Genomic DNA, 23,934 nt, shown 5'->3' with positions numbered 1-23,934 from the left:
TCCGGCGTGTCGCGGTTGCCGCGTTTGACACAGTGCCGCTCCACGATCTTCGTGATCAAGAACGGGGTGGACGATGAGTGGAACGCGGTTGAGGCTGGTCGATCTGGCCGGTGGGGCCGGGGGCGGCTCCGCCGGTGGCGGCTCCGGCACCGGGGACGAACTGCGGCACAGCGGTGGTGCGTGGCTGCGGGCGGCCGGGGGCGCGGAGGGGATGGGGGCCCATCTGGGGCCCGTACGCATGGAGCTGGCGGCGGCGCATGAGGGGGTGCTCGCCGGGACCGCCGGTCTGAACGCGCTGGCGGAGCTGGGTGCCGTGCGGGAGTCCTGGGTACGGCGCGTCGAGTCCGCCCGCCATGAGTGCGGGGCGCTCGCGGGCAGCCTGCGCGCTGTCGCGCGGGCGCAGGGCGAGACGAATGAGTCCGTGCGGTCATCCTTCTCGCCCGTCGCGCGCCGGACCCACGGGGTGGAGCGGTGACCGCGCTCTCCTCCACGCTGACGTGGGCTCAGTTACGCGACCTCAAGTGCGCCGAGCTGGAGAGCGCGGCGGACGGCTGGGGCAAGGCGAGCAACCGCGCGGATGCCGGGCGGGACCGGATCGAGAAGCAGTTGCTCGTCGGCCTGCGCGAGTCCCAGCACGGCGCGGCGGCCGATGCGGCGGTCGGGCGGCTGCGGCGGATGAGCCGGAATCTGCAGTACGTGTACACCGAGTGCGGGCTGATCCGCACCGCGTTGAACAGCCTCGCGTACGAGATGCGGGTGCAGCAGGGTGTGCTGCGGCGCGCGCTGGAGGAGGCGGAGTCGCTGAAGTTCACCGTGCACGCGGATGGGTCGGTGTCGTACCCGTCCGGGCCCGGGGGGCTGTTCGACGGCGATACGGTGCCCGGTGGCACGGCCCGGGTGACCGGCATGCCGGGGTTGCTGCCCTCCTCGGGGCTGGTCGCCCCGGACACCCATGCCGCGAAGGCGCGGGACATCTCGGACCGGATCACGGGGGCGGTCCGTACGGCCGCCCGGGTCGACTGGCGCTTCACCCGGATCCTGCGCCGGCTCCGTGCGGAGGAGGGCCTGAAGGTCCCGGACCGCACGTGGACGGACGCGGCGGGCGACGCGGCGGCGGTCCGGGAGGCGGCACGCGGCTACCTCAAGTCCCGCATCCCCCATGACGCGACGCCTGCGGAGCGGCGCGAGTGGTGGGCCCACCTGACGGACGAACAGCGCGAGGAGTACCTCGCGGTGTACCCGGACCAGATCGGCAATCTGGACGGCATCCCGTCCCTGATCCGCGACACGGCGAACCGCGACAACCTCCAGCTTCTGATCGGCAAGCTGGAGGGGCGGGATGACGAGGTGTCGCGGGTGCGGTTGGCGGGGCTGCGGGAGATCGACCGGCAACTCAAGGAGGGCGGCCAGCCGCCGATGTACCTCCTCGGCATCGGGGACGAGGGGAACGGGCGCGCGATTGTGTCGTACGGGAACCCGGATACGGCGCGGAATGTGGCGGCTTATGTGCCGGGGTTGAACACTTCGTTGGATGAGGATTTCGCAAAATCGGATCTTAAGCGAGCCAGAGATACTGCCATCGGAATGCACCAGCACGACCCTTCGAGTGCCGCAATTACTTGGCTTGGATACGATGCGCCGCAGATTCCAGACGGCTTTGACAGCCTCGACGTGGCTGGGGATGAACGGGCAGTTAAGGGCGGCGATGCCTTCAATGGGTTCATGGGCGGTCTGGCGGCCACCAATGAGAACGGGAACCCACACATGACGGCCATCGGGCACTCATACGGCTCGCGAACGGTCGGGGCGGCGACGCAACAGGATGGAGGTATCCCCGGAGTTGATGACATCGTGCTGGTTGGCAGCCCTGGGGTCGGCGTGGACCGCGCAGAGGACCTCGGAGTGGGTGAAAGCCACGTGTTCGTGGGCGCAGCGCGGAATGACATCGTGACTAAGGTGCCATCGAAGCCGCAAGCGGTTCTGGGATTCATCGGCTTGACTAGCCTAGGCCCGTCAGGTGCACAGATTCTCGGCGACGCAGCAGATCCGGGGGATGACGACTTGTGGTTCGGAAGGGATCCGGCCAGCAAGGCATTCGGGGCACGGAGGTTTCCGGTGGACGAGGGGCCCGGAATTTTGAGTGGCGGAAAGTTGAATACCGACGCTCATGGGCAGTACTTCGATCCGGTCCGGGATAATTCATCCGCTAACAGTATCGCGCTAGTCGCGGCAGGGAAGGCGCGCGACCTCAAGGCCGAGGAGTATCGATGAGGGTTCGTCGTTCGGCATGCGCGTTGGCGCTGTCTCTGGGCGTGTCGATCGCTGCATGTGCCGGGAATGGAGAAGGTGCTGACATGGATATGCAGGAAGCGGCTGAGCACGCGGACAAAATTATGGAAGCAACGCTCTCCGGCATCGAACCGGTTGTTCATTGGGCGCATGGACCCACGACCACAGGAAGCTGTGACGTTACGCGCCGTCGCTCAGTAATGACGATCATCTCATCGGAACGCCGGGGGAACTTTTTGGGCGTAGTCGAGCGAGGCTGGAAAGACCGGGGGTACCGCATCAAGGGGATCAACAACGATCTGGACTCACCGGCTATCTACGCCCAGACAAGAGATGGGTTCGGGGTAAGCCTCGTTTTCGGGGGCGGCCAAGCCTTCTTCGAGGTGGATAGTCCCTGTGTCGAGGAGTCGGAGGTGGCGGAGTCGACGGCTTCGCCCAATGGGCCTTCCTACGACGGGGTGTACCCGCTTCCCCGGCCCAACGTCCGCTCCGACTTCTGGTCCGTCGGCGCTCCCTGAGCGCCCCCCGTGCTCCCCGTCATGACTCGTACACACCGTCGAAAACGCTCCCGGACCGGGCGCCGATAGGCCATGGTTGACGGGTGCGTAGATTCTGGGTGGCCGTCGGGGTCGGGGTCGGGGGGGCCGCGTGTTTTGTGGCGTTGCTCGTCGTGGGGACCTACTCCGCCGCTGCCGGGCTCGTCGGGGGGGCCGGTGGGGGGGCCGTCGCGTTGGCCAAGGGGGCCGTGCCGGCCAAGTATCAGGGGCTCGTCCAGAAGTGGGGGAACCTCTGCTCGGCCATCAACCCGGCTCTGCTCGCCGCACAGCTCTACCAGGAGAGCGGCTGGAATCCCCGCGCCGAGAGCTCCGCCGCCGCGCAGGGCATCGCGCAGTTCATCCCCGGGACCTGGGCGGGGCACGGGATCGACGGGGACGGGGACGGGGACCGGGACGTGTGGGACCCGGCCGACGCGATCCCCTCCGCCGCGTCGTACGACTGCGAGATCGCCGGGTACGTGAAGAAGGTTCCCGGTGACCCCACCGACAACATGCTCGCCGCCTACAACGCGGGGGCGTACCGGGTGATCAAGTCGGGCGGGGTGCCCGACATCGCCGAGACCGAGAACTACGTCAAGATCATCCGGTCGCTGGAGAAGAGCTTCGCCCGGCCCGTCGGCCGTGTGCAGCCCTCCCAGCAGGCGGCCGGGGCCATCTACTTCGCTCAGAAGAAGCTCGGCACCAAGTACCTGTGGGGCGGCAACGGTACGCCCGAGCAGGGTGGGCGGTTCGACTGTTCCGGGCTGACCCAGGCCGCGTACCGGTCCGTGGACATCGAGCTGCCCCGCGTCGCGAACGACCAGTACAACGCCGGGCCGCACCCCTCGCGCGACGAACTTCTCCCCGGAGATCTGGTGTTCTTCTCCGACGATCTGACCAATTCGCGTGCCATTCACCACGTCGGCCTGTACGTCGGGGGCGGGTACATGATCAATGCTCCGTACACTGGGGCGGTCATTCGGTTCGACAAGATCGACACTCCGGACTACTTCGGTGCCACGCGTGTGACCAAGGACGGGGCCGCGGCGCTGCCGACCGCGCGGCCCGCCGGCTGACGTCCGCGTCGGTGGCCGGAACCCTCCGTGAAGCCGAGGCCCTGAGCTGCGACGATGTGTCACTCTTCGATAACGTCATGGTGATCATTCGGTGGAGAGTGGAACGCACGCGCGGGGCGCGTCGTTGTCTGGCTGGGCGCGTGAATGATTGACGTGGACGAACCGAATACGGGGGTTCGTGAATCGCGGCGCACAGGGACGTGCGCCGCAGCAGCAGACAAGGCAAGGGGCCGCAGCAGATGGCTGGACTCGCACTGGATGGGTCGAACCCCGACGTCAGCCTGCTCTACGACATCAATGGGCTCGCCAAGTCCGCTCCCACCTGGTTCGACCGGGTCATGGAGTTCGTCGGAGAGTACGGGATCATGTTCGGCATGGTCCTCGTGGTCCTGTGGTGCTGGTGGAGCGTCCGCCGGCGCGGCACGGCCGAGGACTCCGTCTCGGCGGTGGCCGGGATCGTCTGGGCTCCGCTCGCGGCCGGTATCGCCCTGCTCATCAACATTCCGATCCGGGGATTCGTGGAACGGCCCCGGCCGTTCAAGGACCATTCCGGGCTCGACGTCCTGGTCGACGGGAAGAACGACTTCTCGTTCGTCAGCGACCACGCGACGATGGCGATGGCCCTCGGTGTCGGGCTCTTCGTCGCCCACCGGAAGTTCGGTCTCGCGGCCATCGGGCTCGCCCTGCTGGAAGGCTTCTGCCGGGTCTACATGGGCGTCCACTACCCGACCGACGTCGTCGGCGGCTTCGCCCTCGGTACGGCCGTCGCGCTGCTCCTCGCGCCGCTGGCCATGATGATGTTGACGCCTCTCGTCGCGGCGGTCTCCCGGTCCGCCCGCCTCGGCCCCCTCGTCCGCTCGCGCCGCCCCCGGGCGGCGGACTTCGGCCGGGGCGACGCGCTCGGCATCCCCGAGCCGCGCCCCGGTTCGCGCGGCGGCGGCTCCGACGGCGAGAAGGGCCTCGCGGCCTGAGCCCCGTACACCTCCCTGTGTGCCCCGGAGCCCGTCGGGCGGACCGGGGCACACGTGTATCCGGGGGCACGTGCAGGGGGAGGCGAGCCCCTCACACCCCCTGCGCGTACGTGAACAGCCCTTCCGGGTCGTACCGCTTCTTCACCTCGGCCAGGCGCGCCGTCGACGAGCCGTAGTACGCGGTGCGCCAGTTGGTCAGGGACGGGTCCGTGTAGTTCTGGTACGCCGCCCCGGACGCGTACGGGCGCATCGCCGCATGGGTGTCTTTCAGCCAGTTCTGCTGGGCCGTTCCCGGGGCCCCGGGGCGCCAGGCCCCGATGTACTGGGCGAGCATCCGGGAGCGGCGGTGGACGAACGCCGTGGCGCTCGGGTCCACCCGGTTCACCGCCCCGCCCAGCGCGGTCAGCGCGACCGAGCCGCCACCGCCCCGGCCCGGGGCGAGGCGGGTGAACGCCTGGACCGCTTCGAGCAGGGCCGACACGCCAGCCGGGGGCAGTGAGCGGTCGTAGAAGTCGGAGGCGGCGGCGTACGTCTCGCGCCGGAGGGCGCCCTGCGGGGTGCGGCCCGGAGTGGTCCCCGGGAGGTGGCACTGCGCGTCCGTGAGGCCCGAGCAGCCCGCGTACACCAGCATGGCCTCCCGGTAGTCGCGGCGGCGCAGCGAGACCGAGGCGGCGGAGGCGCCGATGCGGTCCGCGAGGCGGTCGACGGCGTTCTGCAGGTCCCCGTACGTGCCGAGGCTGAACGCCGAGACGGAGACCGTCGGGTCGCTGCCGCCCGGCCCGGCGTCCAGGTGCGCGGCCGACCAGATCTCGTCGGGCTGGTCCGGGCCCCACTCCTGCCAGGCGGTGACGACGTCCCGGGCGCGCGACCAGGGCCAGGACATGTACGCGGTGACCGTCCGAGGGGCGGGGTGGGTACGGAAGCGGAGGCTCGTGACGACGCCGAAGTTGCCGTTGCCCGCGCCGCGCAGCGCCCAGAAGAGGTCGGGGTCGCGTTTCGCGTCGACGGTCAGCGTCCTGCCGTCGGCCGTGACGAGGGTGGCGGCCGTGAGGCTGTCGCAGGTCAGACCGTAGGCGCGGGCGGCGACGCCGTGGCCGCCGCCGAGGGTGAGGCCGGAGATGCCGACGGTGGGGCAGGAGCCGCCGGGGATCGTCACGCCGTGCGCGGCCAGGCCCTCGTAGACGCCGAGGAGCTTGGCGCCGGCGCCGATCGTGCCGTCTCCCTCGACGCGGTCGAGTGACGCGACGTCGATCACCAGGCGGCCGTCGCCGCTCGACCAGCCGGCGTAGGAGTGGCCGCCGCTGCGGATCGCGACCGGCACGGAGGTGCGGCGGGCGAAGGCGAGGCACTCGCGGACGTCGTCCTCGTGCCGGACGTAGGCGATTCCCGCCGGCTTCCGGTCGTCGAAGCGGGTGTTGTAGAGCTGACGGGCCGTCGGGTAGGCGGTGTCGCCGGGGCGGATCAGCGGCCCGTCGAGGCTCTTGGCCAGCGCGGACCAGTCCGCCGGGCCGGAGGGCTTGGAGGGTTTGGACGCCGAGGGGGCGGGGGACGACGCGGGCCCGTTGGGGGGCCTGGTGTCGCCGGGGGCCGGGTCCGTCGTGTCGGTGCCCTCGCACGCGGTGGCGGTGGTGGCGGTGAGGACGGCGGCGCCCGCCGCGAGGAGTGTGCGCCGGTTCGGCAGGGTCATCGGACCTCCGGTGTGGGGGAGAGGGGGAGGGCCTTTCCTCCGGATCAGGCCGTGGTGCGGTGTTCCTCGGCGTCCGCGCGGGCCCGGTCGCGGGACCGGCGGGCGGGCCCGGACCAGCCGCAGGCGCAGCGGGCGGTGCAGAACGAGCCGCGTTCGACGGTGGTGGGTTCATGGGCGGGGCGGGCCGGCGGGACGTCGGCGGCGTGTTGGTCGTACACGCGAACAAGGTACTGGGCGGGGTGCCCCGGCAGGGAGGGGTCCGTCAACCGCGAGGGGGCGCTCGGATCGCGGGGACGGCGCCAATCGGGGGCGTGGACGTTACAAGGGGGCACGGGCCGTCGTTATGCGAGGCGGACACGACCTCGGGCAAGCGGTTCGGCGTTGGGGATGGGCAGGCGATGGTGGTGCAGCAGCACAGGTCCGGAGGCGGGGCGCGCGTCGTGCGCGCCCTCGTCGCGGTGGGCGTGACGGCGGCGGCCGCCGGGTGTGCCGGCGGTGGCGGAGCCGACCGTGCCGCGGCGGCCGCGGACGCCCGGGACGGCGGCGCCGAGGTGGTGCGGCGGGCGGCGGCGGTGCTCGCCGGGGACGGCGTCGCGAGCGCCGAGGTGAGTACGTCGATGGAGACGGCCGCCGGGGGCACCCGGGTCACGATCAGGGGCTCGGGGGCGTACGACTTCCGGGCCGGTTCGGGCCGGCTGAAGGTGGTGCTGCCGCCCGACGCGGCGGGCGAGGAGGAGCACCGGCCGATCACGGAGCTGCTGGCGCCGGGTGCGCTGTACATGATGAACCGGGGCGCGGGGGTGCCCGCCGGCAAGTGGGTGCGCATCGACACGACGGCCCTGGAGGACGGCAACCTGGTCACCGGCGGGGTGACCGATCCGCTGGCCGCCGCCGAACTGCTGCGGGGCACGGGGGCGGTGACGTACGTCGGTGAGACGGATGTGGCCGGGGTGGCCGTGCGGCACTACCGGGGCACCGCGGACATCGGCCGGGCGGCGCGGCTGGCGGCGCCGGGGGCGCGGGCGGCCCTGGCGGCGGCGGCGAAAGGGTTCCGCACGCGGGCCGTGCGGTTCGACGCGTATCTGGACGAGCAGGGGAGACTGCGCAAGGTGCGCCACCGGTTCAGCTTCGCCAACGGGGGCCGGGCGGCGGAGGTCGTCTCCACGACGCTCCTGTACGGGTTCGGCGTGCCCGTCACCGTACGGCTGCCGCACGACCGGGACATCTACACCGGCGAGATCGAGCAGGGGCGGGCGTGAGACGAGTCGCGCGGAACCCGCGTGGGTGGGGGCGAAATGGTCCGTCCGTGCCATGCGCGGTGCGTGTCGGGATCTCTACCCTGGGAAGCCGGTAACGGCAGTGAGAGGTGAGTGACGTGGTGACGCTCAGCGCCCCGACCGTATCGGACCATGTGGCGCTCGCCGAGATCGAGCTGTGCGGGGAGCTGATGATCGCCGCGTCGGCGGCGATCGGGGAACGGCTCAGTGCGGACCGTATCGACGAAGTGCTCGACGTGAAGGTGAGCACCGACTGCACCACCGTCCCCCGGCAGGGCGACCACCGGGATTGAGGCGTCAGGTGCGCAGCAGGCGGGCGATGGCTTTGGTGGCCTCCTCGACCTTCGCGTCGACCTCGTCGCCGCCCTTGAGGGCCGCGTCGGCGACGCAGTGGCGCAGGTGCTCCTCCAGGAGCTGGAGCGCGAAGGACTGGAGGGCCTTGGTGGACGCCGAGACCTGGGTGAGTATGTCGATGCAGTAGACGTCCTCGTCGACCATGCGCTGGAGGCCTCGGATCTGGCCCTCGATGCGGCGCAGGCGCTTGAGGTGTTCGGTCTTCTGGTGGTGGTAGCCGTGTATGCCGCGGTCGTGGTCGGTGACGATCGCTTCCACGGGGGGCGCGACGGGTGCCGCGTCCGGTGAGGGACCGGTCCCCGTGGCCTCGGTGGTGGTCATTGCTGCCTCCCGTTTTCCCTTTACCCTGCCGTTTGAATACCCCTGGTGGGTATATCCTAACGAATTCAGCTGAAACGTGACCGGGGTCCCGTGCTGATCACTGTGCCTGATGCGCGACACTGAAGAATGCCGGTTAGCCGTGGCCGGATGATGCGCCTAGCATCAGCCTGACCGAATCCAAAGCACCCCGAGGACCCCACGTGCGCTTTCGTCTGACCCCCAGGGAGACGAGCTTCTACGACATGTTCTCCGCGTCCGCGGACAACATCGTCACGGGCTCGAAACTCCTGATGGAACTGCTCGGGGCGGATTCGTCCTCCCGGGCCGAGATCGCGGAGCGCATGCGGGCAGCGGAGCACGCGGGGGACGATGCCACCCACGCGATCTTCCACCAGCTGAACTCCTCCTTCATTACGCCGTTCGACCGTGAGGACATTTACAACCTCGCGTCGTCGCTCGACGACATCATGGACTTCATGGAGGAGGCCGTCGATCTGGTCGTGCTGTACCAGATCGACCAGCTTCCCAAGGGTGTGGAGCAGCAGGTCGAGGTGCTGGCGCGGGCGGCCGAACTGACCGCCGAGGCGATGCCGGGCCTGCGCACGATGGACAACCTCACCGAGTACTGGATCGAGGTCAACCGTCTGGAGAACCAGGCCGACCAGATCCACCGCAAGCTGCTCGCCCACCTCTTCAACGGCAAGTACGACGCCATAGAGGTGCTGAAGCTGAAGCAGATCGTGGATGTGCTGGAAGAGGCTGCCGACGCGTTCGAGCACGTCGCGAACACGGTGGAGACCATCGCGGTCAAGGAGTCCTGAACCACGTGGACACCTTCGTACTGATCGTGACCATCGGCGTCGCGCTCGGCTTCACCTATACCAACGGCTTCCACGACTCGGCGAACGCGATCGCCACGTCGGTCTCGACCCGTGCGCTGACGCCGCGTGCGGCGCTGGCGATGGCGGCCGTGATGAATCTCGCGGGCGCGTTCCTCGGCAGCGGGGTCGCCAAGACCGTCAGTGAGGGCCTGATCGCGACACCCGAGGGCAACAAGGGGATGGGCATCCTCTTCGCCGCGCTCGTCGGTGCCGTCATCTGGAACCTGATCACCTGGTACTTCGGTCTGCCCTCGTCGTCCTCGCACGCGCTGTTCGGCGGGATGGTCGGCGCGGCGCTGGCCGGCGGGACGATGGTGCACTGGGACGGGGTGCTCGACAAGGTCGTCATCCCGATGTTCGTGTCGCCGGTGATCGGCCTGGTGGTCGGTTATCTGGTGATGGTCGCCATCATGTGGATGTTCCGGAAGGCCAACCCGCACAAGGCCAAGCGCGGATTCCGTATCGCGCAGACGGTCTCGGCCGCGGGCATGGCGCTCGGGCACGGTCTCCAGGACGCGCAGAAGACGATGGGCATCGTGGTGATGGCCCTGGTCATCGCGGACGTCGAGTCCCCGAGCGATCCGATTCCGGTCTGGGTGAAGCTGGTCTGTGCGCTGATGCTGTCGCTCGGCACGTACGCGGGTGGCTGGCGCATCATGCGTACGCTCGGCCGGAAGATCATCGAGCTGGACCCGCCGCAGGGGTTCGCCGCCGAGACGACCGGTGCGTCGATCATGTTCGGTTCGGCGTTCCTCTTCCACGCGCCGATCTCGACCACCCATGTGATCACCTCGGCGATCATGGGTGTGGGCGCCACGAAGCGGGTGAACGCGGTGCGGTGGGGTGTCGCGAAGAACATCATCCTGGGGTGGTTCATCACGATGCCGGCCGCGGCGCTGGTCGCCGCCGCGAGTTACGGCGTCGTCTATCTGATGTTCGGCTGACGCCGGCTGCTGTACGTGGGTCCGCCCCGCACTCCCTCGGGAGTGCGGGGCGGACCCCTTTCGCCTTGTGGTGGCACCGCCATGCAGCACCCCAAGGCCGTACGGGAGGGCCGGGCGGATCAGCCGAAGCGGCCGGAGATGTAGTCCTCGGTGGCCTGGACCGACGGGTTGGAGAAGATGCGTTCCGTCTCGTCGATCTCGATGAGCTTGCCGGGCTTGCCGACCGCCGCGAGGTTGAAGAACGCGGTGCGGTCCGAGACGCGGGCCGCCTGCTGCATGTTGTGCGTGACGATGACGATCGTGAACCGCTCCTTGAGCTCGCCCACCAGGTCCTCGATGGCGAGGGTGGAGATCGGGTCGAGGGCGGAGCACGGCTCGTCCATCAGCAGCACGTCCGGCTCGACGGCGATCGCGCGGGCGATGCACAGGCGCTGCTGCTGACCGCCGGAGAGGCCGGAGCCGGGCTTGTTCAGCCGGTCCTTGACCTCGTTCCACAGGTTCGCGCCGCGCAGGGACTTCTCGACGATGTCGTTGAGGGCGTTCTTGCGGTACGAGCCGTTGAGGCGCAGGCCGGCCGCCACGTTGTCGAAGATCGACATGGTGGGGAAGGGGTTCGGGCGCTGGAAGACCATGCCGACCGTACGGCGTACGGTCACCGGGTCGACATGCGTCCCGTACAGGTTCTCGTCGTCCAGGAGCACCTTGCCCTCGACGCGGCCGCCGGGGGTGACCTCGTGCATACGGTTCAGGGTGCGCAGGAAGGTGGACTTGCCGCAGCCGGAGGGGCCGATGAAGGCGGTCACCGAGCGGGGCTCGATGGTCATGGAGATGTCGTCTATCGCCTTGTGACTGCCGTAGTAGGCCGACAGTCCGCTGACGTCGATGCGCTTGGCCATCTGAATCACTGCTGCTTTCCGCCGGGCCTAGCGGCCGGTCTTGGGGGCCTTCCAGCGGGCGATGCCGCGGGCCACCAGGTTGAGGATCATGACGAAGGCGATCAGGACCAGGGCCGCTGCCCAGGCGCGGTCGTAGGACGCGGCCTCCCCGATCTTGTACTGCTCGTAGATGTAGAAGGGCAGTGACGACTGGGCGCCTTCGAAGGGGTTGGTGTTGATCAGCTGGCTGCCGAAGACCAGCAGGATGATCGGTGCGGTCTCGCCGGCGATGCGGGCGACGGCGAGCATGACGCCGGTCGCGATGCCGCCGATCGCGGTCGGCAGGACCACCTTCAGGATCGTGCGCCACTTCGGGATGCCGAGGGCGAGGGACGCCTCGCGGAGCTCGTTCGGGACGAGCTTGAGCATCTCCTCGGTGGAGCGGACGACGACCGGCATCATCAGGATCGTCAGGGCGAGCGCGCCCATCAGGCCGGACGGTTCGAGGCCCGCGATGAGCATGATCGAGAGGATGAAGAGACCGGCCACGATCGACGGGATGCCGGTCATGACGTCCACGAAGAAGGTGACGGCCTTGGCCAGCGCGCCCTTGCCGTACTCCACCAGGTAGACGGCGGTGAGCAGGCCGAGCGGGGCGGAGATCAGGGTGGCGATGCCGACCTGCTCCAGGGTGCCGATCAGCGCGTGGTAGACGCCGCCGCTGGCCTCGGCCCCGAGGACGCCGGCCATCGAGTGGGTCAGGAAGTAGCCGTCCAGGCGTTCGGAGCCGCGGCTGACGGTCGTCCAGAGCAGCGAGGCCAGCGGGACGACGGCGAGCAGGAAGCACACCCAGACCAGGCTGGTGGCGAGGCGGTCCCGGGCCTGGCGCTGGTTCTCGACCACGCTGGTGGTGACGTACGAGATGGCCAGGAAGAGGAGCGCGGAGACCAGGCCCCACTGCACACGGCTCTGCCAGCCGGCGGCGAGGCCGATGCCGATGCCGAGGACGACGGCGACGACGGCGAAGCCGAGCGGGGCGAGGCGCGGCAGGGAGCGGCTGCTGAGGCTGCTCCGCGGGGCGGCCGGGGCGGGCGTCGGGAGCTCCTGGACGCCGGGGGTGGTGGTGGCGTGGCTCATGCGTTGGCCCCCGAGTACTCCTTGCGGCGGGCGATGATGAGCCGGGCCGCGCCGTTGACCAGCAGGGTGAGGACGAAGAGGACCAGGCCGGAGGCGATCAGGGCGTCCCGCCCGAACGCGTCGGCCTCGCCGAACTTCGCCGCGATGTTCTGGGCGAACGTCCCGCCGCCCGGGTTGAGCACGTGCAGCGAGATCAGGAAGTTCGGCGACAGCACGGTGGCGACGGCCATCGTCTCGCCGAGCGCGCGGCCGAGGCCCAGCATCGACGCGGAGATGACGCCGGAGCGGCCGAACGGCAGGACCGAGAGGCGGATGACCTCCCAGCGTGTGGCGCCGAGGGCGAGCGCGGCCTCCTCGTTCATCCGGGGGACCTGGAGGAAGACCTCGCGGCTGACGCTCGTCACGATCGGAAGGATCATGACCGCGAGGAGGATGCCGACGGTGAAGAGGGAGCGGGCGACGCCGATCTCGGTCTTCTCGAAGACGTACGTCCAGCCGAAGAACTGGTCGAGCCAGAGGTTGAGCCCCTCCAGGTACGGCACGAGGACGAGGGCGCCCCAGATGCCGTAGACGATGCTGGGGACCGCGGCGAGCAGGTCGATGACGTACGCGATGACGCCGGCCAGTTTGCGCGGGGCGTAGTGCGAGATGAACAGGGCGATGCCGACGGCGACGGGGACCGCGATGACCATCGCGATGACGGAGCTGACGACGGTCCCGAAGAGCAGGACGGCGATGCCGAAGACGGGCGGGTCGCCGGCCGGGTTCCAGTCGAAGGTGGTGAGGAAGTTGCCCTCGTCCTTCGAGATGGCGATCGCGGCGCGGTAGCTCAGGAACACGGCGATCGACGCCATGATCACCAGGAGCAGGATGCCGGAGCCGCGCGAGAGGCCGAGGAAGACCCGGTCGCCGGTGCGGCCCGTGGACCGGGGGCCGGATCGCCTGCCCGGTGGGGTTTGTATCTGCGGTGTGGTGGAAGCCATGGTCTTTCCGGTCTGTGTGGGGGAGCCGGGGCTCCCCTGGCGGCGGTGCACCGGAGGGGTGGCGGCCGGTCCGGAGGGGTGTTCCGGACCGGCCGCCGGATGTGCTGGGTGTCGTACGGCTGGTTACGAGAGGCCGGCGACGGTCTCGCGGACCTTGGCGTTGATCTCCTCGGGGATCGGGGCGTAGCCCGCCTCGGTGAGGAGCTTCTGGCCGTCCGCCGAGGCGGTGTAGGTCAGGAAGGACTTGACGGTGCCGAGGGTGTCGGCCTTGTTGCCGGTGTCGCAGACGACCTCGTAGGTGACGAGGACCAGCGGGTAGGCGCCGTCGGCCTTGGTGGTGTAGTCGAGGTCGAGCGCCAGGTCCTTGCCGGTGCCCTTGACCTTGGCGGCGGCGATGGCCTTGGAGGCGTTCTCGGAGGACGCCTTGACCGGGGCGGAGCCGCCGGTGTCGATGTCGACCGTGGAGATCTGCTGCGAGGTGGCGTAGGACAGCTCGAAGTAGCCGATGGAGCCGTCGACCTGCTTCACCGTGGAGGCGACACCGGAGGAGCCGGACGCGGCCTGGCCGCCGGGGGCGGGCCACTTCTTCTCGGCCTCGTACTTCCAGTCCTGCGGAGCCGCGGCGCCCAGGTACTTGCCGAGGTTCTGCGTGGTGCCGGAGTCCTCGGAGCGGTGGAAGGGCTGGATCGCCTTGTCCGGCAGCTTGGCGTCGGGGTTGAGCTTGGCGATCGCCGCGTCGTTCCACTTCTTGATCTTCGTGTCGAAGATCTTGGCGAGGGTCGGGGCGTCCAGGGTCAGGCTGTCGACGCCTTCCAGGTGGAAGCCGATGGCGATCGGGCCGCCGACCATCGGGAGGTTGATGCCCTGGCCGGACTTGCAGATCTTCTTGGACTCGGCGACCTCCTCGGGCTTCAGCGCCGAGTCGGAGCCGGCGAAGCCGACGGTGCCCTGGTTGAAGGCGACGATGCCCTCGCCGGACGAGGAGGAGTTGTAGTTGATCTCCACACCGGAGCAGGCGGCCATGTACTCCTTGACCCAGAGGTCCATGGCGTTCTTCTGCGCGCTGGAGCCGGAGGCGCGCAGCTGGCCCTTGGCACCGTCGCACTTGACGTTGGACGCGGCCTTCGTCTTCGCCCCGCCGGTGGCGGAGGTCTCGCCGCTGTTGTCGTCCGAACCGCACGCCGTGAGGACCAGGGCGCCGGAGACGGCGAGGGCACCGAGCGCGGTGGCACGAAGCCGGTTCTTGCGCTGAAGCTTCACTTTCGGGTGTTCCTTCCAGAAACCGCCGCGGCTGCTGTTGCGGGCGGCGTGCGACGCGGGCGGTGCAGTGGCTGACCGCTGCACCCGGTAGGTCTGAAATTAGGCAGAACAGGTGACGTGGTTTACGGGGGTGAGTGAACGGAGAGTGAACCGTGGCGGGCGGCCCGGTTCCGACCCGGAACGGCCACCACGCGCGGGCGGCCCGCTCCCGGGCGTCGGTTCCGTCCTCAGACGCCGGACGGGCTGAAGGCGCCCGGCAGCGTCCGCAGGGCCGCGTCCAGCACCTCGCGGTCGCGCGGCTGGGTCAGGCGCTCCCGGGCGGCCGCGGGCGGCAGCCACACCACCGCGTCCACCTCGTCGTTCGGGGTGAAGGAGCCCCTCGTGGCCTCGGCGGACCAGTACGTGACCTCCTTCGGGCGGCCCTTCGCGGCATACCGGACCATGGGCAGTACGACCCCCGGCACACAGTGGTGGCCCGTCTCCTCCAGGACCTCGCGGACCGCCGCCTCCCGCGGGGACTCGCCGCGCTTCAGCTTGCCCTTGGGGAACGACCAGTCGTCGTAACGCGGCCGGTGCACGAGGCACAGCTCCACGCCCCCGGCGGGCGCGGGCGGCCGGCGCCACAGGACGCAGCCCGCCGCCCGCACCGTGCCGCTCACGACCGCGCCGCCCCCGTCGTCGCGTAGGGCCAGCTCTCGCGGAAGACCGCGCGCGCCGCCTCCACCTCGTGGCGCTGGGCGGCGTGGAGCACGCCCAGGGCGTACGCGGTCGCCGGGGCGATCCTGGGCGTGCGGGCGGCCGTGGCCGCCGCGCCGGCCGCCTCCGCCGCGTCCCGGTGCAGGTCGAGGGCGTGGCCCGGGGCGGCCAGGACCGGGTCGGGGGCGCCGTGCACGACCTCGTGGGCGTAGCGGTGCAGCCGGAGCAGCAGGCGGGTCTGGTGCCAGGGCGCGTCGTGCGCCTCGTTGTACGGCTCCGCCGACTCGTCGCAGGGCAGCGCGGCGACCGCCCCGAGCAGCCGCTGCTCCGCCCGGTCCGCGGGTTCGGCGAGGAGTTCGCCGGCGGGGCCGGCCGCGGCGGGGGAGAGCGGGACCTCGGAGGCGAGCAGGGCGACCGCGTCGGCCACCGCGTGGAAGCGGGAGGAGCCGAGGGCCTGGAGGGCGGTGGAGTGGGCGCGGGTCCGGGCGAGGGTGAGCTGGCGTTCCAGCAGCGCGCCGGCCCGGGCGGCGCCGACGCCGAGGACGGGGCGGCCCTGGCCCGTGGATTCGCCGGGTGTGCGGGCGGCCGGGAGGGCGGGATCGCCGGCCAGGCCGTGCAGTGCGTCCAGGAGCCGGGTGAGCCGGTCCGCGTACGCGTGTTCGCGGGCGAGGGTGCCGGAGAGCCAGGAGAGTTCGGTGCGCAGCTGCTCCGCCCAGAGCGGGTCGAGCGTGGTGCGGAAGGTGCGCAGGGCGGCGCCGATCCGGCGGGAGGAGCGGCGCAGTGCGGTGGCGGCCTGTTCGGCGGCGCGCGTTCCGGCGTCCGTGGGGGCGGTGTTCTCGCGGTGCAGGCGCAGGCTGCGCAGGAAGTCGGCGGCCTGGGTGCGCAGATAGGGGCCGAGGACCGCCCCGGCGTTCACGCCGGTGATGCCGGGGGCGTGGGCCGGGGCGGCGGCCTGGGTGTGGTGGTCAGGGCGTCGCACGCCGGCGCCTCCGGGCGTCAATGAGCATTTCCTGTACGTGCCGCAGGGGTTTGCCGTCCGCGTCCACGGAGTGCCGGGTCCAGTTGCCGTCGGGGCCCAGGTGCCAGGAGGAGGTGGTGTCGGCCATGCCGGTCTCCAGGAGGCGGCTGAGCGCGGCGCGGTGGGCGGGGTCGGTGACGCGGACCAGGGCCTCGATGCGGCGGTCGAGGTTGCGGTGCATCATGTCGGCGCTGCCGAACCAGACTTCGGGTTCGCCGCCGTTGCCGAAGGCGAAGACCCGGGAGTGTTCGAGGAAGCGGCCGAGGACCGAGCGGACCCGGATGTTCTCGGAGAGGCCGGTGACGCCGGGGCGGATCGCGCAGATGCCGCGCACCCAGATGTCGACGGGGACGCCGGCCTGGGCGGCCCGGTAGCAGGCGTCGATGATCGCCTCGTCCACCATCGAGTTGACCTTGATGCGTACGTAGGCGGGGCGGCCCGCGCGGTGGTGCGTGACTTCCTTGGTGATGCGGGCGACGAGGCCGTCGCGCAGCGACTTGGGGGCGACGAGGAGGCGGCGGTAGGTCTCGCGGCGGGAGTAGCCGGAGAGCCGGTTGAAGAGGTCGGAGAGGTCGGCGCCGACCTGCGGGTCGGCGGTGAGCAGCCCCAGGTCCTCGTAGAGCCTGGCCGTCTTCGGGTGGTAGTTGCCGGTGCCGACGTGCGAGTAGCGGCGCAGGGTGTCGCCCTCCTGGCGGACGACGAGGGAGAGCTTGCAGTGGGTCTTCAGGCCGACGAGCCCGTAGACGACGTGGCAGCCCGCCTCTTCGAGCTTGCGCGCCCATTTGATGTTGGCCTGCTCGTCGAAGCGGGCCTTGATCTCGACCAGGACGAGGACCTGTTTGCCGGATTCGGCGGCGTCGATGAGGGCGTCCACTATCGGCGAGTCGCCGGAGGTCCGGTACAGCGTCTGCTTGATCGCGAGGACGTCCGGGTCGCCCGCCGCCTGTTCCAGGAACGCCTGGACGGAGGTGGAGAAGGAGTCGTACGGGTGGTGCAGCAGCACGTCGCGCTCGCGTACGGCGGCGAAGATGTCCGGCGCGGACGCGGACTCCACCTCGGCGAGGTCGCGGTGGGTGCCCGCGATGAACTTGGGGTACTTCAGCTCGGGGCGGTCCAGCGACGCTATGCCGAAGAGGCCGGTGAGGTCGAGGGGCCCCGGCAGCGGGTAGACCTCGGCGTCGGACACCTTCAGCTCGCGGACCAGCAGGTCCAGCACGTAGGGGTCGATGGACTCCTCGACCTCCAGGCGGACCGGCGGGCCGAAGCGGCGGCGCATGAGCTCCTTCTCCAGGGCCTGGAGCAGGTTCTCCGCGTCGTCCTCTTCGACCTCCAGGTCCTCGTTCCTGGTGACCCGGAACATGTGGTGGGCCAGCACCTCCATCCCCGGGAACAGCTCCTCCAGGTGGGCCGCGATGACGTCCTCTATGGGGACGTAGCGCTCCGGCGACGCCTCCAGGAAGCGGGTCAGCAGCGGCGGCACCTTGACGCGGGCGAAGTGGCGGTGGCCGCTGACCGGATTGCGTACGACGACGGCGAGGTTCAGCGAGAGGCCGGAGATGTACGGGAAGGGGTGGGCCGGGTCCACGGCGAGGGGGGTGAGGACGGGGAAGACGCGCTGCCGGAAGAAGGTGAAGAGGCGGGCCTGCTCCTTGTCGGTCAGCTCCGGCCAGCGGATCAGCTGGATGCCCTCGTCGGACAGGGCGGGTGCGACGTCCTGCTGGTAGCAGGCGGCGTGCCGGGCCATGAGTTCGCGCGAGCGGGTCCAGATCAGGTCCAGCACCTCGCGGGGCTGGAGGCCGGACGCGGACCGGGTGGCGACCCCGGTCGCGATGCGGCGCTTCAGGCCGGCGACCCGGACCATGAAGAACTCGTCCAGGTTCGACGCGAAGATCGCGAGGAAGTTGGCCCGCTCCAGAAGGGGCGTGGTCGGGTCCTCGGCCAGTTCGAGGACGCGTTCGTTGAACGCGAGCCAGCTGCGTTCCCGGTCCAGGAAGCGCCCCTGGGGCAGCTCGTCCCCGTCGACCTCGGGCTCGTACGCGTCGGCGTCGGCGTCGATCTCGGGGTCGAAGTCGGCGGCGGTGGACAGGGCTGCGCCTCTCCCGGAGGGGGCGACGGCGTGCGGCCGGTGCGCGGCGAGGGCGCCGACGGACGGCTGGGGGGCGGGCTGGGCCGGGACCTCGGAGCTGGGCTGCTGGCTCATGGATCCATTGTTCCGCCCGGAGCGCTCCGCAAGCGCGTCGGAGGGGGGCGAGATCGCGTGGACGCCGCGGTCGGGGCGCGTTCTGCCGGTATTTCGCCCGTTGCGGGGGGACGGCACAGCTGGCTGCATCCTGCGAGGGTCGCAAGGCCGTCTGAATGCGTGGTTACGACGACATGACGTGCGGGAAGCGGTGGGTGGCCGTGTGTGGGGGTCCCGTCCGGGGCCGGGGCCCCGGACGGGTTTGGAAACGCCTCAGGCGTGGTACCGGCGCAGCACCCGGAAGGCGAGGGCGGTGGCGAGGGCGGCGAGGGCGAGGAGGACGGCGGTTTCGGTGAGCTGGAGGGGCCAGAAGTATCCGCCGGGGCGGACGGCTTCCCTGGCCACGGTCAGCGCGAGGGAGACGGCCACTGTGAGGGCCATCGATGCCATGGTGCGCCGGACCAGCAGGGCGATGAGGGCGCCGAGGGCGAGGCCGAGCAGGGCGTGGGCGACGGGTACGGGGCCCATCGCGCCGTACACCAGGGGCTCGGACGACTGGGCGGGGTAGTCCGTCTCGTACGTACGGGACCAGCCCCACGCGTACACGGCGGACAGGACGGCGACCCCGGCCGCGGTGAGGGCACCGGGCACGGCCAGCTTGGCAGCCAGCCAGCGGGCGGGGCTCACGGACTGGCTCCAGGAGATCCGGTAGGTGCCGTCCTCCAGTTCACGGCCGATGAGCGGACCCGCGACGAAGAGGCCGATGAGTGCGGGGAGGGCCGCCATGACCAGCCCGGCGTAGTCGAGGAGCCGGCTGTAGTGCCACTCGATGCTGAGGAAGTGGCGGACCTGGATGCCGCAGCCCCGGACGGTGTGATCGACCGAGCAGCCGGTCCCGGCGAAGTCGTCGGCCGCGGAGGACGTGAACCACCAGGCCCCGGCCACCAGGGCGATCCCGGCGAGGGCGAGGGCGCCGCTCACCCACAGGACGAGGCGGTGCTGCCGTACGACGAGCCGTTCCGGCCCCCGCAGGGTGATCGCGCTCATGCCGCCACCGCCTCGCGGCCCGTCGCGCTCGGGGTGAGCAGCGCAGGCGCCTCGGGGGAGCGGAGGTGGGACAGCAACAGCTCCTCCAGGGTGGGTTCGGAGCGGTCCCAGGCCGGGTCGACCGGGCCCTCCGGGCGGACCAGGGCGGTCAGGGAGCGGCCCGTCGTGCGGGATTCGATCACCGTGTGCGGGGACAGGTCCCGGACGGGGCCCGAGAGTACGGCGTGGGCGGCGATGAGGTCGTCCGTCTCGCCGCCGAGGCGGACGCGGCCGCCGTCGACCAGGAGGAGGTGGTCGCAGGCGCCCTCCAGTTCGCTGAGGATGTGCGAGGACATCACGATGGTCGTCCGGTGCTCGGCGGCCTCGGCCATGAGGAGGCCCATCAGCTGGTGGCGGGCGAGGGGGTCGAGGTCGGCCATCGGCTCGTCCAGGAGCAGCAGTTCGGTCCGCTTGCCCAGCGCGAGGGCGAGGGCGAGCCGGGTGCGCTGACCGCCCGACAGTTCGCGGACCCTCATGTCCGACGGCAGCGGTTCGGCGATGCGCGCCGCCGCTTCCCGGTCCCAGCCCTCCGGGTTCAGCTCCGCACCCGCCCACAGCGTTTCGGAGACCGTCAACTGCGGGAAGAGCGGCTTGTCCTGGGCCACGTACGCCATCCGGGCACGCGTCTCGCCGGGCGACGAGCCCAGCACCCGCAGCGTTCCCTCGGCGGGCCGCAGGAAACCCGCCGCCAGGGCGAGCAGGGTGGACTTGCCGGCGCCGTTGGGCCCGACGAGCGCGCAGACGGCGCCGGCGGGCAGCCGGAACGTGCAGTCCCGCAGCGCCCATCCGCCCCTGCGGCCCCGGTATCTCATGCCGAGCCCTTCGGCCTCCAGCGCGGTGCCTGTCATCGGTTCTGGTCCCCCTCGAATGTGCTGTCCAGTACGGCGGTGAAGAGCGCGCTCACGTCGTCCCGGTCGAGACCGGCCGCCCGTGCCCTGCCCGCCCAGGCGGCGAGTTCGGCGCGCAGCGGGGAGTCGTCGGCGGCCGCCGCGCCGCCGAGTGAGCGGGTGACGAAGGTGCCGAGGCCGCGGCGGCCCTCGACCAGCCCTTCGCGTTCCAGCTCGCGGTACGCCTTGAGCACGGTGTTCGGGTTGATCGCGGTGGCCTCGACCACCTCGCGGGCGGTGGGCAGCCGGTCGCCGGGCTCCAGCAGGCCGAGGCGCAGGGCCTGTTTGGTCTGCTGGACGATCTGGAGGTACGTGGCGACGCCGCTGCGCCGGTCGATGCGGAACTCGACTGCCGCGGACTCTGCCATCTTCACCCTTTCACTAATTGAGTAGTGAAAGGGTGACGTAAGGAGGGGGCGGCGTCAAGCGGCGCCGCCCCCGGGGGAGCTGAGGGGAGGTCAGGACTCCGTGCGGTACATCAGGTCGACCTCGTGCGTCACGAAGCCCATGCGCTCGTAGACGGCGAGCGCCGCCGGGTTGTCCGCGTCGACGTAGAGCATGGCGGTCGGCAGTCCCTGCGCCGCCAGGTGGCGCAGCCCGATCGCGGTGAGCGCCTTGCCGAGGCCGCCGCCCTGCGCGTCGGGCCGGATGCCGACCACGTACACCTCGCCGAGCTGCTCCTCGGCGTGCACCTTCGTCCAGTGGAAGCCGATCAGCTCCGTGGAGCCCGCGCCGTCCTCGCGCTCGGCCAGGAAGAAGCCTTTCGGGTCGAACCAGGGTTCGGCCTTGCGGTCGTCCAGGTCGCGCTGGGTCAGGGAGCCCTGCTCGGGGTGGTGGGCGAAGGCCGCGCGGTTCACCGCGAGCCAGGCGGCGTCGTCCTCGCCGGGGACGAAGGTGCGCACGGTGACGCCCGGGGGGAGGGCCGGCTCGGTGAGATTCAGGGGACTCAACGGGCGGCGCAGCTGGCGCAGTTCCCGGAACAGGGCGAGGCCGAGGACCTGGGCGAGATGGCGGGCCGCGGCCTTCCCGCCGTGCGCCCAGACCCGCAGCCGCTTGCCGGTGGCGGCGAGCAGGGCGGCACCGAGCGCGCGGCCGTGGCCGTGGCCCCGGTGCGAGGGGTGCACGACCAGCTCGGCGGCCGGTGCCTCCACGGGGTCGGTGTCCTCCAGTTGCGCGTATCCGGCGAGCACGCCCCCGGCGGACAGCAGGAAGTGCCGTACGCCTTCCCGCTGTCCGCCCCGCAGTTGCAGACGTCCCTGCTCCGAGACGGCCTGCCGGCCGTCGGACCGCGCGGCCTCGGCGAGCAGGTCGAGCACGGCCGCGGCCTGCTCGGGGGAGAGGGTGTCGAGCGTCTGGATCTCGCGTCCGGGGGCGGGGAGGGGTGCGTCTGTCGTCATGTGTCCGAGCGTAAGCGTCTGTGGCCCGCACCGGTTGGCAACCAGTTCGTAACCCCTTACATCTGTCGCGCTACGCGCGTTGACTCTAGGCTGCGGCTCGTACTTCACCCGCTGAACTCACAAGGGGACCGATGTCAGCGACACCGCAGAAGAACCGGGCGTCACGGCGGGTGCTCGCCGCCGCGGCCGGTCTCGCCACCGTGGGCGCGCTCGTCGCCGCCATGCCGGCCGGCGCCCATGGCCACGGCGGCGGCCACGGCCACCACACGCCGGCCCGGACCGTCGACGTGCAGCTGCTGTCCTTCAACGACCTGCACGGCAACCTGGAGCCGCCGGCCGGCTCGGCCGGTACGGTCACCGAGACGCAGGCCGACGGTACGACGAAGGCGATCCCGGCCGGTGGCGTCGAGTACCTCGCCTCCTCGCTGCGCACCGCCCGCAAGGGCCACCCGTACTCGATCACCGCGGCCGGCGGCGACATGGTCGGCGCGAGCCCGCTGCTGTCGGGGCTCTTCCACGACGAGCCGACCATCGAGGCGCTGAACAAGATCGACCTCGACGTGACGAGCGTCGGCAACCACGAGTTCGACGAGGGCGCGACCGAGCTGGCGCGCCTGCAGAACGGCGGCTGCCACCCGGTCGAGGGGTGCTACGAGAAGGGCAAGAAGTTCCCGGGTGCCGACTTCCCGTACCTCGCGGCCAATGTGACGGACGAGAAGACCGGGAAGCCCATCCTCAAGCCGTACACCGTATGGAAGAAGAACGGCGTCAAGATCGGCTTCATCGGGGTGACCCTGGAGGGCACGCCGAACATCGTGACGGCCAACGGCGTCAAGGGGCTGAAGTTCCACGACGAGGTCGAGACGATCAACAAGTACGCCAAGGAGCTCGACCGCCAGGGCGTGAAGTCGATCGTCGCGCTCATCCACGAGGGCGGCCTGCCCGCCTCCTCCTCGTACACCTACGACTGCGACAGCCCGGGCGCCGGTGACGGGATCTCGGGGCCGATCACGGACATCGCCAAGGGCATCACGCCGAAGGTGGACGCCCTGGTCACCGGCCACACCCACCAGGCGTACGTCTGCACCATCCCGGACCCCGCCGGCAACCCGCGCCTGGTCACGTCGGCGGCCTCCTTCGGCCGGCTGTACACGGACACGACGCTGACGTACGACCGCCGCACCGGCGACATCGTGCGCACGGCGGTGAAGGGCAGCGGCAAGCAGGGCGCGAAGCACCCGGCCCCGTCGAACCCGGTCTCCGCGAACCACCTCGTCAGCCGCGACCAGGCGCCCGCCAAGGACATGACCGACCTGATCGCCCGCTGGAACACGCTCGCGGCCCCGATCTCGAACCGGCCGCAGGGCTATATCTCCGCCGACATCAACGGGCGCGGCTCCACCGCCCTGGAGAAGCCGCTCGGCGACCTGATCGCCGACGCGCAGCTGGAGGGCCTGGCCCCGGCGGACAAGGGCGGGGCGGTCGTCGCCTTCATGAACCCGGGCGGCATCCGCGCGGACCTGGTGTACAAGGCGTCCGGCAGCGAGGGCGACGGCGTCGTCACGTACGGCGAGGCGTTCACCGTGCAGCCGTTCACCAACATGATGAACGTCGTGAACCTGACCGGCGCCCAGCTCGTCTCCGCCCTTCAGCAGCAGGTCAGCGGCTCGAACGAGGCCAGCCCGAAGATCCTCCAGATCTCGAAGGGCCTCACCTACACGCTGGACATGACGAAGTCCGGCGCGGACCGCGTCGTCACGGACACGATTTCGCTGAACGGCGAGCCGATCGACCCGGCCAAGACGTACCGCGTCGCGATGAACGAGTTCCTGGCGGGCGGCGGCGACGGCTTCGCGGCGCTGGGACAGGGCACCGACAAGCTGGTCGGCGCTTCCGACCTGGACCTCTTCAACGCCTACCTGGCCGCGCACTCCACGGCCTCGTCCCCGCTGGCCCCGCCGGCGACGGACCGGATCACGGTCGTGCGGTAACGGAGCGGAAAGGGGGGAAGGGGGGCGGGGGGGCGGCGGGGGGCGCCGGCGCCCCCCCCCCCCGGGGCCCCCGCGCACCCGCCCCCGCG

24 protein-coding genes are annotated in these 23,934 nt (G+C 70.8%); 10 read left to right on the top strand and 14 right to left on the bottom strand.

Features of this window, described 5'->3' with window-relative positions; translation table 11 throughout:
• The first annotated feature begins 73 nt into the window (after positions 1-73).
• The 5 genes from ACLQ2N_RS34645 to ACLQ2N_RS34625 all read left to right on the top strand — a co-directional run bounded on the left by ACLQ2N_RS34645 (position 74) and on the right by ACLQ2N_RS34625 (position 4,872).
• A complete protein-coding gene (locus tag ACLQ2N_RS34645) occupies positions 74-475 on the top strand; it encodes a hypothetical protein (RefSeq protein WP_425819527.1) in 402 nt (133 codons plus the stop codon).
• Entirely contained in the window at positions 472-2,271 is a 1,800-nt protein-coding gene (locus ACLQ2N_RS34640; RefSeq protein ID WP_425819525.1) for an alpha/beta hydrolase, read from the top strand. The genes ACLQ2N_RS34645 and ACLQ2N_RS34640 overlap by 4 nt, the downstream gene beginning before the upstream one ends.
• A complete protein-coding gene (locus ACLQ2N_RS34635; protein WP_425819523.1) occupies positions 2,268-2,807 on the top strand; it encodes a hypothetical protein in 540 nt (179 codons plus the stop codon). The genes ACLQ2N_RS34640 and ACLQ2N_RS34635 overlap by 4 nt, the downstream gene beginning before the upstream one ends.
• Positions 2,808-2,890: 83 nt before the next feature.
• Positions 2,891-3,901 (top strand): NlpC/P60 family protein, encoded by a 1,011-nt coding sequence (locus tag ACLQ2N_RS34630; RefSeq protein WP_425819521.1) that lies wholly within the window; start codon positions 2,891-2,893, stop codon positions 3,899-3,901.
• A gap of 239 nt (positions 3,902-4,140) precedes the next feature.
• Positions 4,141-4,872 (top strand): phosphatase PAP2 family protein, encoded by a 732-nt coding sequence (locus ACLQ2N_RS34625; protein WP_425819519.1) that lies wholly within the window; start codon positions 4,141-4,143, stop codon positions 4,870-4,872.
• 91 nt (positions 4,873-4,963) lie between these two features.
• On the opposite strand, the gene ACLQ2N_RS34620 is transcribed toward ACLQ2N_RS34625, so the two are convergent.
• Together ACLQ2N_RS34620 and ACLQ2N_RS34615 are read right to left on the bottom strand one after the other, a co-directional pair.
• Positions 4,964-6,559, bottom strand: coding sequence for an FAD-binding oxidoreductase (locus ACLQ2N_RS34620; RefSeq protein ID WP_425819517.1), 1,596 nt, complete (start codon positions 6,557-6,559; stop codon positions 4,964-4,966).
• A gap of 44 nt (positions 6,560-6,603) precedes the next feature.
• A complete protein-coding gene (locus ACLQ2N_RS34615; RefSeq protein WP_425819515.1) occupies positions 6,604-6,777 on the bottom strand; it encodes a hypothetical protein in 174 nt (57 codons plus the stop codon).
• A 180-nt stretch (positions 6,778-6,957) separates the two neighbouring features.
• Here ACLQ2N_RS34615 and ACLQ2N_RS34610 point away from each other — a divergent pair, with 180 nt between their 5' ends.
• Both ACLQ2N_RS34610 and ACLQ2N_RS34605 read left to right on the top strand, forming a co-directional pair.
• Complete coding sequence (locus ACLQ2N_RS34610; RefSeq protein WP_425819513.1) at positions 6,958-7,818, top strand: hypothetical protein; 861 nt, start codon at positions 6,958-6,960, stop codon at positions 7,816-7,818.
• 116 nt (positions 7,819-7,934) lie between these two features.
• Positions 7,935-8,129, top strand: coding sequence for a hypothetical protein (locus ACLQ2N_RS34605; protein ID WP_425819511.1), 195 nt, complete (start codon positions 7,935-7,937; stop codon positions 8,127-8,129).
• Positions 8,130-8,133: 4 nt separating this feature from the next.
• Here ACLQ2N_RS34605 and ACLQ2N_RS34600 read toward each other — a convergent pair whose 3' ends face one another.
• Positions 8,134-8,511 carry a metal-sensitive transcriptional regulator gene (locus ACLQ2N_RS34600; protein WP_425819509.1) on the bottom strand — a complete coding sequence of 126 codons (378 nt, stop codon included), beginning with the start codon at positions 8,509-8,511 and terminating at the stop codon, positions 8,134-8,136.
• Positions 8,512-8,711: 200 nt separating this feature from the next.
• Here ACLQ2N_RS34600 and ACLQ2N_RS34595 point away from each other — a divergent pair, with 200 nt between their 5' ends.
• A complete protein-coding gene (locus ACLQ2N_RS34595) occupies positions 8,712-9,332 on the top strand; it encodes a DUF47 domain-containing protein (protein WP_164401152.1) in 621 nt (206 codons plus the stop codon).
• 5 nt (positions 9,333-9,337) lie between these two features.
• Positions 9,338-10,336 carry an inorganic phosphate transporter gene (locus ACLQ2N_RS34590; RefSeq protein ID WP_405899004.1) on the top strand — a complete coding sequence of 333 codons (999 nt, stop codon included), beginning with the start codon at positions 9,338-9,340 and terminating at the stop codon, positions 10,334-10,336.
• A gap of 119 nt (positions 10,337-10,455) precedes the next feature.
• Here the strand turns inward: ACLQ2N_RS34590 and pstB are convergent, their stop codons facing one another.
• From pstB to mshD, 11 genes are all read right to left on the bottom strand, one after another.
• Complete coding sequence (gene pstB, locus ACLQ2N_RS34585; RefSeq protein ID WP_164401153.1) at positions 10,456-11,232, bottom strand: phosphate ABC transporter ATP-binding protein PstB; 777 nt, start codon at positions 11,230-11,232, stop codon at positions 10,456-10,458.
• A gap of 27 nt (positions 11,233-11,259) precedes the next feature.
• Positions 11,260-12,348: a phosphate ABC transporter permease PstA gene (pstA, locus tag ACLQ2N_RS34580; protein ID WP_425819506.1), complete on the bottom strand. Its 1,089-nt coding sequence runs from the start codon at positions 12,346-12,348 to the stop codon at positions 11,260-11,262.
• Complete coding sequence (pstC, locus tag ACLQ2N_RS34575; RefSeq protein WP_425819502.1) at positions 12,345-13,331, bottom strand: phosphate ABC transporter permease subunit PstC; 987 nt, start codon at positions 13,329-13,331, stop codon at positions 12,345-12,347. Before pstC ends, pstA begins: the two co-directional genes overlap by 4 nt.
• Positions 13,332-13,454: 123 nt before the next feature.
• Positions 13,455-14,591 carry a phosphate ABC transporter substrate-binding protein PstS gene (pstS, locus tag ACLQ2N_RS34570; RefSeq protein ID WP_425819500.1) on the bottom strand — a complete coding sequence of 379 codons (1,137 nt, stop codon included), beginning with the start codon at positions 14,589-14,591 and terminating at the stop codon, positions 13,455-13,457.
• Between the two features lie 227 nt (positions 14,592-14,818).
• The gene (locus ACLQ2N_RS34565) at positions 14,819-15,250 is read right to left on the bottom strand and encodes an NUDIX hydrolase (protein WP_425819498.1); all 432 of its coding nucleotides are present in this window, start codon (positions 15,248-15,250) and stop codon (positions 14,819-14,821) included.
• Complete coding sequence (locus ACLQ2N_RS34560; protein WP_425819496.1) at positions 15,247-16,287, bottom strand: CHAD domain-containing protein; 1,041 nt, start codon at positions 16,285-16,287, stop codon at positions 15,247-15,249. Before ACLQ2N_RS34560 ends, ACLQ2N_RS34565 begins: the two co-directional genes overlap by 4 nt.
• A complete protein-coding gene (locus ACLQ2N_RS34555; protein ID WP_425819494.1) occupies positions 16,253-18,505 on the bottom strand; it encodes an RNA degradosome polyphosphate kinase in 2,253 nt (750 codons plus the stop codon). Before ACLQ2N_RS34555 ends, ACLQ2N_RS34560 begins: the two co-directional genes overlap by 35 nt.
• 252 nt (positions 18,506-18,757) lie before the next feature.
• Positions 18,758-19,531 carry a hypothetical protein gene (locus ACLQ2N_RS34550; RefSeq protein ID WP_425819492.1) on the bottom strand — a complete coding sequence of 258 codons (774 nt, stop codon included), beginning with the start codon at positions 19,529-19,531 and terminating at the stop codon, positions 18,758-18,760.
• Entirely contained in the window at positions 19,528-20,418 is an 891-nt protein-coding gene (locus ACLQ2N_RS34545) for an ABC transporter ATP-binding protein (RefSeq protein WP_425819490.1), read from the bottom strand. Before ACLQ2N_RS34545 ends, ACLQ2N_RS34550 begins: the two co-directional genes overlap by 4 nt.
• Complete coding sequence (locus tag ACLQ2N_RS34540; RefSeq protein ID WP_425819488.1) at positions 20,415-20,825, bottom strand: GntR family transcriptional regulator; 411 nt, start codon at positions 20,823-20,825, stop codon at positions 20,415-20,417. The genes ACLQ2N_RS34545 and ACLQ2N_RS34540 overlap by 4 nt, the downstream gene beginning before the upstream one ends.
• Positions 20,826-20,915: 90 nt before the next feature.
• The gene (mshD, locus tag ACLQ2N_RS34535) at positions 20,916-21,854 is read right to left on the bottom strand and encodes a mycothiol synthase (protein ID WP_425819486.1); all 939 of its coding nucleotides are present in this window, start codon (positions 21,852-21,854) and stop codon (positions 20,916-20,918) included.
• A gap of 131 nt (positions 21,855-21,985) precedes the next feature.
• On the opposite strand from mshD, the gene ACLQ2N_RS34530 reads away from it, so the two are divergent.
• Positions 21,986-23,845: a bifunctional metallophosphatase/5'-nucleotidase gene (locus ACLQ2N_RS34530; protein WP_425819484.1), complete on the top strand. Its 1,860-nt coding sequence runs from the start codon at positions 21,986-21,988 to the stop codon at positions 23,843-23,845.
• Positions 23,846-23,934 lie beyond the last annotated feature (89 nt).

Origin of the sequence: Streptomyces sp. DT224, assembly GCF_049844595.1 — a bacterium.
Classification (GTDB): domain Bacteria; phylum Actinomycetota; class Actinomycetes; order Streptomycetales; family Streptomycetaceae; genus Streptomyces.
This window is presented reverse-complemented; position numbering and strand designations above follow the sequence as displayed.

Excerpts from the sequence above, each read along its gene's own strand:
- pstC (WP_425819502.1), bottom strand. The coding sequence starts at position 13,331 with ATGGCTTCCACCACACCGCAGATACAAACCCCACCGGGCAGGCGATCC.
- pstA (WP_425819506.1), bottom strand. The coding sequence starts at position 12,348 with ATGAGCCACGCCACCACCACCCCCGGCGTCCAGGAGCTCCCGACGCCC.
- ACLQ2N_RS34620 (WP_425819517.1), bottom strand. The coding sequence starts at position 6,559 with ATGACCCTGCCGAACCGGCGCACACTCCTCGCGGCGGGCGCCGCCGTC.
- ACLQ2N_RS34550 (WP_425819492.1), bottom strand. The coding sequence starts at position 19,531 with ATGAGCGCGATCACCCTGCGGGGGCCGGAACGGCTCGTCGTACGGCAG.
- ACLQ2N_RS34635 (WP_425819523.1), top strand. The coding sequence starts at position 2,268 with ATGAGGGTTCGTCGTTCGGCATGCGCGTTGGCGCTGTCTCTGGGCGTG.
- pstB (WP_164401153.1), bottom strand. The coding sequence starts at position 11,232 with ATGGCCAAGCGCATCGACGTCAGCGGACTGTCGGCCTACTACGGCAGT.
- ACLQ2N_RS34625 (WP_425819519.1), top strand. The coding sequence starts at position 4,141 with ATGGCTGGACTCGCACTGGATGGGTCGAACCCCGACGTCAGCCTGCTC.
- ACLQ2N_RS34600 (WP_425819509.1), bottom strand. The coding sequence starts at position 8,511 with ATGACCACCACCGAGGCCACGGGGACCGGTCCCTCACCGGACGCGGCA.
- ACLQ2N_RS34645 (WP_425819527.1), top strand. The coding sequence starts at position 74 with ATGAGTGGAACGCGGTTGAGGCTGGTCGATCTGGCCGGTGGGGCCGGG.
- ACLQ2N_RS34610 (WP_425819513.1), top strand. The coding sequence starts at position 6,958 with ATGGTGGTGCAGCAGCACAGGTCCGGAGGCGGGGCGCGCGTCGTGCGC.
- mshD (WP_425819486.1), bottom strand. The coding sequence starts at position 21,854 with ATGACGACAGACGCACCCCTCCCCGCCCCCGGACGCGAGATCCAGACG.
- ACLQ2N_RS34545 (WP_425819490.1), bottom strand. The coding sequence starts at position 20,418 with ATGACAGGCACCGCGCTGGAGGCCGAAGGGCTCGGCATGAGATACCGG.
- ACLQ2N_RS34555 (WP_425819494.1), bottom strand. The coding sequence starts at position 18,505 with ATGAGCCAGCAGCCCAGCTCCGAGGTCCCGGCCCAGCCCGCCCCCCAG.
- ACLQ2N_RS34540 (WP_425819488.1), bottom strand. The coding sequence starts at position 20,825 with ATGGCAGAGTCCGCGGCAGTCGAGTTCCGCATCGACCGGCGCAGCGGC.
- ACLQ2N_RS34530 (WP_425819484.1), top strand. The coding sequence starts at position 21,986 with ATGTCAGCGACACCGCAGAAGAACCGGGCGTCACGGCGGGTGCTCGCC.